The organism is Blautia glucerasea, from assembly GCF_013304385.1.
Classification (GTDB): Bacteria; Bacillota; Clostridia; order Lachnospirales; family Lachnospiraceae; genus Blautia_A; species Blautia_A ammoniilytica.
Window position 1 is genome coordinate 1 of the sequence record NZ_JAAITU010000075.1, and the last position, 8,121, is coordinate 8,121.

The 8,121-nt window shown below is 36.4% G+C and carries 13 protein-coding genes; 7 read left to right on the forward strand and 6 right to left on the reverse strand.

Going from position 1 to position 8,121, the window contains the following annotated elements:
- Both G5B11_RS17890 and G5B11_RS17895 read right to left on the reverse strand, forming a co-directional pair.
- Positions 1-1,335, reverse strand: a 1,335-nt coding sequence (locus G5B11_RS17890; RefSeq protein WP_173729247.1) for a relaxase/mobilization nuclease domain-containing protein, incomplete at its 3' end; no start/stop codon positions are given.
- Positions 1,284-1,625 (reverse strand): plasmid mobilization protein, encoded by a 342-nt coding sequence (locus G5B11_RS17895; RefSeq protein ID WP_005426517.1) that lies wholly within the window; start codon positions 1,623-1,625, stop codon positions 1,284-1,286. The genes G5B11_RS17890 and G5B11_RS17895, both read right to left, overlap by 52 nt.
- A 400-nt stretch (positions 1,626-2,025) precedes the next feature.
- Between G5B11_RS17895 and G5B11_RS17900 the strand changes: the two genes are divergently transcribed.
- On the forward strand, positions 2,026-2,385 hold the full coding sequence (locus G5B11_RS17900) for an MmcQ/YjbR family DNA-binding protein (protein ID WP_019162150.1): 360 nt from the start codon (positions 2,026-2,028) through the stop codon (positions 2,383-2,385).
- Between the two features lie 47 nt (positions 2,386-2,432).
- Here G5B11_RS17900 and G5B11_RS17905 read toward each other — a convergent pair whose 3' ends face one another.
- The 3 genes from G5B11_RS17905 to G5B11_RS17915 form a co-directional block, all read right to left on the reverse strand.
- Positions 2,433-2,771: a type II toxin-antitoxin system RelE/ParE family toxin gene (locus tag G5B11_RS17905; protein WP_019162149.1), complete on the reverse strand. Its 339-nt coding sequence runs from the start codon at positions 2,769-2,771 to the stop codon at positions 2,433-2,435.
- Positions 2,758-2,931, reverse strand: a complete 174-nt coding sequence (locus G5B11_RS17910) for a hypothetical protein (RefSeq protein WP_015541274.1) — start codon at positions 2,929-2,931, stop codon at positions 2,758-2,760. Before G5B11_RS17910 ends, G5B11_RS17905 begins: the two co-directional genes overlap by 14 nt.
- Before the next feature lie 94 nt (positions 2,932-3,025).
- On the reverse strand, positions 3,026-3,289 hold the full coding sequence (locus tag G5B11_RS17915) for a helix-turn-helix domain-containing protein (RefSeq protein WP_015541275.1): 264 nt from the start codon (positions 3,287-3,289) through the stop codon (positions 3,026-3,028).
- A gap of 171 nt (positions 3,290-3,460) precedes the next feature.
- Here G5B11_RS17915 and G5B11_RS17920 point away from each other — a divergent pair, with 171 nt between their 5' ends.
- Entirely contained in the window at positions 3,461-3,796 is a 336-nt protein-coding gene (locus G5B11_RS17920) for a hypothetical protein (RefSeq protein WP_005426510.1), read from the forward strand.
- A 63-nt stretch (positions 3,797-3,859) separates the two neighbouring features.
- Here the strand turns inward: G5B11_RS17920 and G5B11_RS17925 are convergent, their stop codons facing one another.
- Positions 3,860-4,219 carry a helix-turn-helix domain-containing protein gene (locus G5B11_RS17925; RefSeq protein WP_015524620.1) on the reverse strand — a complete coding sequence of 120 codons (360 nt, stop codon included), beginning with the start codon at positions 4,217-4,219 and terminating at the stop codon, positions 3,860-3,862.
- Positions 4,220-4,723: 504 nt separating this feature from the next.
- Between G5B11_RS17925 and G5B11_RS17930 the strand changes: the two genes are divergently transcribed.
- The 5 genes from G5B11_RS17930 (at position 4,724) to G5B11_RS17950 (ending at position 7,718) form a co-directional block, all read left to right on the forward strand.
- Entirely contained in the window at positions 4,724-5,161 is a 438-nt protein-coding gene (locus tag G5B11_RS17930) for an RNA polymerase sigma factor (protein ID WP_005426505.1), read from the forward strand.
- Positions 5,148-5,420 (forward strand): helix-turn-helix domain-containing protein, encoded by a 273-nt coding sequence (locus G5B11_RS17935; RefSeq protein ID WP_015541278.1) that lies wholly within the window; start codon positions 5,148-5,150, stop codon positions 5,418-5,420. Before G5B11_RS17930 ends, G5B11_RS17935 begins: the two co-directional genes overlap by 14 nt.
- Positions 5,421-5,879: 459 nt before the next feature.
- A complete protein-coding gene (locus G5B11_RS17940) occupies positions 5,880-6,074 on the forward strand; it encodes an excisionase (RefSeq protein WP_118608528.1) in 195 nt (64 codons plus the stop codon).
- A gap of 86 nt (positions 6,075-6,160) precedes the next feature.
- Positions 6,161-6,397 (forward strand): type II toxin-antitoxin system Phd/YefM family antitoxin, encoded by a 237-nt coding sequence (locus G5B11_RS17945; protein ID WP_118608554.1) that lies wholly within the window; start codon positions 6,161-6,163, stop codon positions 6,395-6,397.
- A 64-nt stretch (positions 6,398-6,461) separates the two neighbouring features.
- Complete coding sequence (locus G5B11_RS17950) at positions 6,462-7,718, forward strand: tyrosine-type recombinase/integrase (protein WP_173729248.1); 1,257 nt, start codon at positions 6,462-6,464, stop codon at positions 7,716-7,718.
- The last annotated feature ends 403 nt before the right edge of the window (positions 7,719-8,121 follow it).

The window sequence follows — 8,121 nt, forward strand, 5'->3', positions numbered from 1 at the left end:
AGCATCCTGTTTGAGATATTTGGACAGGTTTTGATGTATCAATTCCAACTCTTTTATTTCTTGCTTAAAAGAAACGTATTGAGTATTTAGTGATTCCTTTCTGGAAATAAGATCTGCAATTTGCTCTTGTAACTTATTGGAATTAAGATGCTTCAGATCCATGCCATTTTCCTGTAAAATATGTTCAGCACCCGCGAAAAGAATAATTTGAGATTCATATTTACGGAAATAACGATCTGGATCTTTGGAGCTTTTATAATGGTCGTCGTAAATTTTATTTTTCTGATATTGTTCGGCATATTTTAGCATTTCTCGAAGATGGCGTATCTGAGACTCGAGAGAAACAACAGAGGTATTTACCTCTTTTTGCTGCATATGTAACAAGGCTATGCGGTCTTCAAGTTCTGAAAAATTATGTAGATTATGTGTGAACATCTTGTTATATTCAGCAGAGACAATTTTTAAATTTTCCTTATTTGCCCATTTCTGAAATCCAATGTTTCCTGCTATATTGGGAGTGTTGGTGTCTATTAACTTATTACGAACAGAAGGAACAGTAGTTCTGTGAAGCTTATTATTAATGCGTTCTTTGATACGTTCCTTAGTAAAGTTTTTTCCTAAAGATTTAGCACTTCCACGCACTGGACGGGACATATCGGGAGAACGAAAGGTAATGTATTTTCTGCTGTTTTCGCCAAATTCTGCGTTTTTTATTTCATATCCTTTAGCTTCCATAAATGTAAGAAATTCTGAATAAGTGGAAACGATTCGGATTGTCTGGTTGATATCTTTTCGCAGCTGCGCTTTTTTACTGGATTCAGATTTATTTGCAGCCCATTCATTGTATTTCATTCCCTTTTTACCATTTGGCATAATTGTGGACAGGTTATGTTCCTGGCATAAAGTGTCGCTGAGATTTCGTATTTTCCAGTAATTCTTTTTACAGTCATGGTAATGAGAAAAAGTGATGTTATCTGCAGAACAGAAAATTAAATGGTTATGTACATGACCTTTATCAATATGTGTTGTCAGGACATAGGAGTATTTTCCCTCCAGTAAGCGATCCGCAAGTTCTTTGCCAATTTGATGGGCTTCTTCATAGGAAACTTCACCAGGGGAAAATGCCTGAATCAGATGAAATGCCTTATTTGTATTGTGCGGATCTCTGCAGTCATGTGTATGATCCAAAGTGTATTTAAAGTCAAGAACGGCTGTTTCGGGAGAGCAGGCAAAGGAAGAAATATATAGATTCTGGTCAGTTTTATCTGGATTGCAGATGTATTCTATTGCTTTATCAACGGTTGTTTTGATACCATGGATTTTTGTAACTGCCATATTTTTTCCATTAACTCCTTTATATCGTCCAGGTCCTTTGGGTAAACTGTATTGGTACTGTTTATACGATGGGTGATCTGATTCAAATTGCTGCTGATATTGCCCAGCAGGGTATTCATTTTTCGGATATGAGAGTAGTCTACTTCATATACAAATCCATATAAGATCATTTTCCGTAGAAAGGCAGATTTGCTTTTCATCCTGGAAAGACGATATTTTTCTTCTAAAATGTATTGTTCGTCATCATTCAAATAAAATTGTACGGGATGAATTCTGGTACGTTTGCTCATTGAAATCCTCCAATTCGTTTTTTTCTATAAAAAAGAGTACAAAAAAACTGTCTAACCAGTTCGGCTATGACAGTTATGGTACTTGGTTTTTTGTTGGTTTGGACAGATGTATCTGTAAGTTATTTTAACAGGACTGGGTGAAAGCGTCAAATTAAGAAATTATAAAATATGAGAGGGCCAGGGATACTCCCTGATACATTTTGGTAGAATGAACCGGAAAGGGAATTTGACAAAATGAGCCAGGTGTCATGACACTGGCAGTGCTTGCTTCTTTTGGGGTGTAGCCTGCAAAGCAGGCTATGCAAAAGCTATAAAACATAAATAGAACTGTGAGAAGTGGTTGAGAATACAATCCTGATAGCGTATAATCAGAGAAAGAAATCGTAAGTGAGGGATAAATTTGAAACGTGAAGAAATTTTTCAATATGTAAAAGAGCAATATGGAACTGAACCGGAATATTTATGGAAAAAAGATCCTGATTCTGCGGTGCTTCGACATAAAAATGGAAAATGGTATGCTATAATTATGGTAGTGGAAAAGAAAATACTGGGATTAGAAGAAGATGGAAACATTGACATCCTGGATGTAAAATGTGATCCTGATCTGGTTGGGATGATTATTCAAACGTATGGATTTTTACCGGGGTATCATATGAATAAGCAACACTGGATTACGATTCTTTTGGATGATTCTGTCAGTGAAGCTAAGACGCTGGATTTTCTGGATATGAGTTATGATTTAATTGACAGTGGGAAGTAATAAAAAAGGAAGCCTTTCAGAAAAATCTCTGATCGGCTCCCAGGTATTCATTCTGGATATGTATAAGTTGATCTTTGCAACAGGATATTTTCCCAATCTCGTTCATGGCGCAACACTCGGAGAATATGAATCTCTTTTGTTTCTTCCATTATAATATAAAAAATAATAGATGGCGGAAAAGATCTTTTATGTATGGAATATCCTCTGTACAGAATTTGAGTTCGGGGAAAGGCAGTACTGAACTGGCCTAAATTCTGCATTTGTTCTTTCAGATCAGATTGAAAACGGTCAGCACGTTGCTGGCCGAATTCTTCTTCAATATAATCTGCAATGTCTGTGACATCGTAAATTGCTTCCCAGGTTAAAATAATTTTATATTCTTGCATTTCTTCGTGCATCCCTTAATTCTGTGATTTTGCGAAAAGCATCTTCCAGTGGCAATTCACGACCAGCTTCCATATCATCAATTCCCCGGTCTAACATGCGGAGAAGATGATTGTTTTCCTGGCTTTTATCGGTTGTAGGGACTTTTTTTGTTAATTCCATGAAATCACTCCAATCATACGGTTTATAAATAGTGTATGTTGTTCAGAAGTATCTATCCATAGTTTAGCATAGAATGGGCAGCAATACAATTGAATTATTTTGCAGGAGCGTCCGTCAGACCAAGAAGATATTCGCAGGAAACATTAAATACTTCGGCCAGTGCGACAACTTCGTAGTCGGGAACGAAACGTGTGCCTTGTTCAATTCGCAGGATTGCCAGATCATTAAAATCATATCCTGCAAGTTGTAATTTGGCAGCGAGTGTTTTCTGAGTAAGATTATGAGCCTTTCGTAATTCTTTTACCCGTTGTCCTATTCTGTTTTTACTGTTCGTTTTTTTATCCCAATAAATAATCATTCTGATCCTCAAAAGTTTCTAAAGATGAAGTATTATTATTGATTTTAAGGAAAAATATTGTTACTATACTTCTAAAGATGAAGTTTTTGGAAAGTTTATTTGATTTTTGAAATAAGAAAATGATAATGCTGCCTGTAATGAGAAATAATTCTAATGAGAGGTGGAAAGAAGATGAATGAATTTTATGAAGCAGTATCTAATTTATTTGAGGAATTGCGCTGTGACTCCGGAGAAAGAGAATATACAGTACAGCCGGAAGAATGGAAAGAAGCAGAGAAGAATTTGAAACAAATACAAAAGAAGCTGCCACTACATCTGGAAAAAATCCCAGAGCGTGAGCAGAATTTCTGGAATAAATATCTGGATCAGTTAGAACATTTCCATTATGAAGAGGAGCAGCGGGCTTATTACCAGGGAATGATGGATGTAGTTGAGTTTCTTATTAATATAGGGGCAATAAAGAAATCCACGAATGTTAAGAGAATGATAGAAAAATATGCACGTTAAGAGTGGCGGTATGGGAAACCATACCGCTTCTTCAGAATAATTCAGATAGAATTCAAATGAATTTCAGGGATCTTGTTTATCGTGGTCTGTAGGAATTTTGTATGTGCGCAGGTATGCTTCTACGATGGCAAGGATAGCGGTAATTTGCTCATCGTTGCATTTTGACAGGTACATGAGCAGGCGTTGATAATCAAGATTATCTGTATGATTGTTTGGATAAAACAATGGTTCAGGAGGAACATTTAAAGCGCGTACCAGTTTTCTGATTTTATGAAAACTGGGAACTCGGCCCCCATTTTCAATTTCCTTTAAATATCGGCTGGACATTTCTGCTTTTTCAGCTAATTCTTCATAAGTCAATTTTTGCTCGTGTCGGGCGTTCTTAAAAAACAATCCCAGTTCTTTATCTGTTTGTTTTGGCATATGATACACCTCCATGTTTAGTGTATAGTTCCCTTTCTTGAAAGAAAATGAACTAATATTTCACTAAAAAAGAGGGTGATATTTCACTTTTTAAAAGACATATAAAATTCTGAATTTCCGTAAAACAGATCCGGAGGTATAGGAAAGATTAAGAATTTTATTGTCTGGTATCATATCCGTCATTACGTGACGGATGAAATAGATAAATAGTTCAAAAAAGCAAATAAATTTCTTTACCTCAAAAAGTGAATTATATGCCACAAAAAATGATGGCAAAATATTATCTTTTGATATAAATAGCGTCCGATGGGCTAAAAACTACCCATTAGGACGTTTTTTATATACCTCAAAATACAGGAAAAACAATTTTCTCGTATTTATTAAGAAATTTTTTAAAAATTTCTTCCCACACCCCGACAAATGCACTCATCCGTTTGGGATATGTGTGAAGGGGAAGCAAGAACTTTGCTTATTGCCTACCGGCGGGGAAGGAGGTGAACTCTTATGGAGCAATCCTCTTTTCAAGATGAGCAGACAGTCAGACATCAGTTTGATTCTCTGTGCAAGCTGGCATTGAAAAGTGAAGTTATTAATTATGAAAAGCATATGGCATATCGCCAGAAGTATGAAGTGATGTTGTCAGAATTATCAGAAAAGGAGTTGAGCAGACTTTTTATAATGGATGAGCATGAAATGGAAACACATCGTTTTCAGGTCCTGGGTTACGACATAGAAGTCAAAGATGCATTGATTGCTGAAGCACTGCAGACACTTACTGAAAAGAAAAGGAATGTTGTGTTATTATCATATTTTATGGATATGAGTGATGCAGACATTGCCAGAGAAATGAATCTTGTACGCAGCACAATTAATGAGCATCGTAGACGATCACTGGAACTGATGAGAAAAAATATGGAGGAATCTGCAAATGAAAAAAAGTAAAAAACAGAAATGCGCATTTGATTTGCTGCCATTCCATGTTATTGAGGCAGCATCAACTGGTGATACTGAGGCAATCCAGGCAGTGTTGAAGCATTATGAAGGGTACATAACAGTTTTGGCTACCAGAAAAATGTTTGACGAATTTGGACAGGTGCATTACTGTGTAGATGAAACTCTGCGTCAACGCCTGGAAGCAAAACTGATTACTAAGACCTTGGGATTTGATACGAAATCATATGTAAGGAAAAGTAATCAGTAAAGGGAGTATTTATATTAACTGCTAAAGATTTCTGCTCCCCTTTAGAAATCCGTGGGCAGTGTAACTGTACCTTGAAAATTACATATAGTTAACTTGCAGGAACGTGTGAAATAGTGGAGCTATGTAGCAAATACGCGGAGACTATCTGCTTTTTAACTTCCCGACAAATTGTCGAGAAGTACAGAAGTGAAAACTGAGGAAGTGCTGATTTTGGCATTGAAGGAAAGGTACGAGCGAGAAATATATTGCTACCAACAGAGCTTAGGAACTTTGTAGCGAGGAAACTGTTTTTGATAATGATACTTCCGATAAAGATTCGGTCTGAAAAGATGGTGTAAATCCAATGAGGTCATACCTGGTGGCTGCCTGCAGGTTTTTGATAAAGTGCCTGTTGATAAAAGAACATTTTAACTATGAAGTGTTTTTTTATCAGCGGGCATAAAAAGAGGGGGTGACAATTTGGAACTTGAAAAGACTTTGTTGTCTGTAGAGGAATTCTGTACATATATGGGAATTGGAAAAACGAAAGCGAGAGAACTGCTTTCTAATCCTAGTTGTAAGTATGTAGTTCGGGTCGGACGACGAGTGTTGATTCATAAGGAACTTTTAGATGCTGAATTGAAGAAAAGTGCTAAGTTTCAATTGAAAATGTAATGTTCAACAAAAGTAAAAAAGGCGGTAATAGACACTTGATGTTGAAGCACAATTATGCTACAATATGGAAGAAAGGAGATGAAAAGATGCCCAGAATAATTCCTATTAGAGAACTAAGAGATACGAATAGAATGTCAGAAATGTGCCATGAGTCAGAAGAACCAGTTTTTATAACGAAAAATGGCTATGGAGACATGGTAATCATGAGTTTGGAAACTTTTGAAAAAAACTCTGGTATGAGTGACTTTTATGGAAATGTGAAATTTAAAAAAGGCAAGTATTCTGATAGGACAGAAGAAAAAGAGCATCCCATTTCCGAGTGATCTGATAGACCGCCGATAGTTTTTACTTTTGAAATTGCAAGCAACAATTATGAAGGTGAAAATTATGGGAAAAGACTTAAAAGGAAAAGAACTTGGCAGAGGTTTAACACAGAGACCTGATGGACGTTATATGGCGAGAGCGCAGGTTGCAGGAAAAAGCGTTTTATTATATGGTTGGAAATTGAGGACTCTTAAAAAAGAATTTGCTGAAGCAGTGGAAGAAGCCAGAAAAGGTTCAATATGGTTAGGCTATGAAACTGATACTCTTACATTAAATGAATGGTTTGAGGAATGGTACGAAAAATATAAGGCTCCGACATTGAAAAATGGAGGATCAGCTCAGTATAGGCGTAAATTTGTAAACTATTATGGTGTGAGAATTGGATCAAAAAATCTGAAAGATATTCGGCAATTACATGTTCAGACAGCGATTGCTGATATGCTCGAAGCTGGGAGATCATCGAAATCGGTCAGAGAAGCGACTGGTATTTTACAGAACTGTATTGAGGCAGCTATGGCGAATGGTTTAACTTCTATCAATCCGACTGTAGGAGTTGTTATTCCAAAGTGTGATAAAGTTGAAAGAAGAGTACTGACAGTAGAAGAACAGGAAATTTTTATAGAACATTTGGAAAGAACAAAAAGCTGGTATGAAGAAATGTATAAGCTGATGTTGCTTACAGGAATGCGTATCGGAGAGGTTGGTGGACTTCAGTGGGGAGATATTGATTTTACGAATCGATTTATCAGTATAAAAAGATCTCTGTCATATCAATATGAGGATGGCGTGAAAACTATTTTTTTTACATCACCCAAGACAGAAAATTCTGTCAGAAAAATTCCTTTTTTTGGAGAGACAAAAGATATACTAATGAGGCAGTTTGAAAAACAGAAAGCCAAGCGAGCTGACATGGGAAAGAAATGGAAACAGCCCAAAGATATGGACGATCTGATATTTACTACATCATTAGGAACTCCAATAGGTCGTTATACGATTGAAAATGATATGAGAAACATTACAAAACAGATAAATGAGACACTTCGAATAGAAGCGGAATATTCGGGAACAATTCCTAAGAAATTTGAAAGAGTCCATCCACATGCTTTGAGACATACTTTTGCAACAAGATGTTTTGAAAAAGGAATGACCCCTCGGACAGTACAGGAGATCATGGGACACTCAAATTATAATACAACGGTGTCGTATACACATGTATTGGACGATATAAAACTAAAAGAAGCAGAACGTTTGGGGGACTTTCTGGATAATACGAAAGCAGCACAAAGAGTTGTGCAGGACGAGCTTCTTGGTATTATGTAGGCAATAGAATTACTCAATTAGTTACGTAATGAGATTGTTGAAACGTTATTAGACTGATTGTTAAAGTAATATAAAACTGAAAGATCCGCATAGCGGAAAATGCTGATTTTAACTGGATTATTCGCATAGCAGGCAGGAATGTAAGACTTAAAACTTTGCATAGCAGGCTGGTATGTAAGTCGAAAATATCGCATCGCAGATGGGAAAATAATCTGATATTTGCAAATCTTTAATAAGACCCATAAAGGGGCTGTCCTGAAAACGTAGTTCAGCGATAACCTATAAACAAGCATTCTAAATAAGCTCGCCTTTTGGCGGGCTTCAGACTGTAGACAAACTTGGTGTTGGGTGTTATGCCCAGCACCATTTTTCTTTTAAAACTTCTTTTTTTATTTTCTTCAAA

Coding starts and splice junctions, on each gene's coding strand:
- G5B11_RS17895 (WP_005426517.1), bottom strand. CDS start 1,625: ATGAGCAAACGTACCAGAATTCATCCCGTACAATTTTATTTGAATGAT.
- G5B11_RS17905 (WP_019162149.1), bottom strand. CDS start 2,771: ATGCAAGAATATAAAATTATTTTAACCTGGGAAGCAATTTACGATGTC.
- G5B11_RS17910 (WP_015541274.1), bottom strand. CDS start 2,931: ATGGAATTAACAAAAAAAGTCCCTACAACCGATAAAAGCCAGGAAAAC.
- G5B11_RS17915 (WP_015541275.1), bottom strand. CDS start 3,289: ATGATTATTTATTGGGATAAAAAAACGAACAGTAAAAACAGAATAGGA.
- G5B11_RS17920 (WP_005426510.1), top strand. CDS start 3,461: ATGAATGAATTTTATGAAGCAGTATCTAATTTATTTGAGGAATTGCGC.
- G5B11_RS17925 (WP_015524620.1), bottom strand. CDS start 4,219: ATGCCAAAACAAACAGATAAAGAACTGGGATTGTTTTTTAAGAACGCC.
- G5B11_RS17930 (WP_005426505.1), top strand. CDS start 4,724: ATGGAGCAATCCTCTTTTCAAGATGAGCAGACAGTCAGACATCAGTTT.
- G5B11_RS17935 (WP_015541278.1), top strand. CDS start 5,148: ATGAAAAAAAGTAAAAAACAGAAATGCGCATTTGATTTGCTGCCATTC.
- G5B11_RS17945 (WP_118608554.1), top strand. CDS start 6,161: ATGCCCAGAATAATTCCTATTAGAGAACTAAGAGATACGAATAGAATG.
- G5B11_RS17950 (WP_173729248.1), top strand. CDS start 6,462: ATGGGAAAAGACTTAAAAGGAAAAGAACTTGGCAGAGGTTTAACACAG.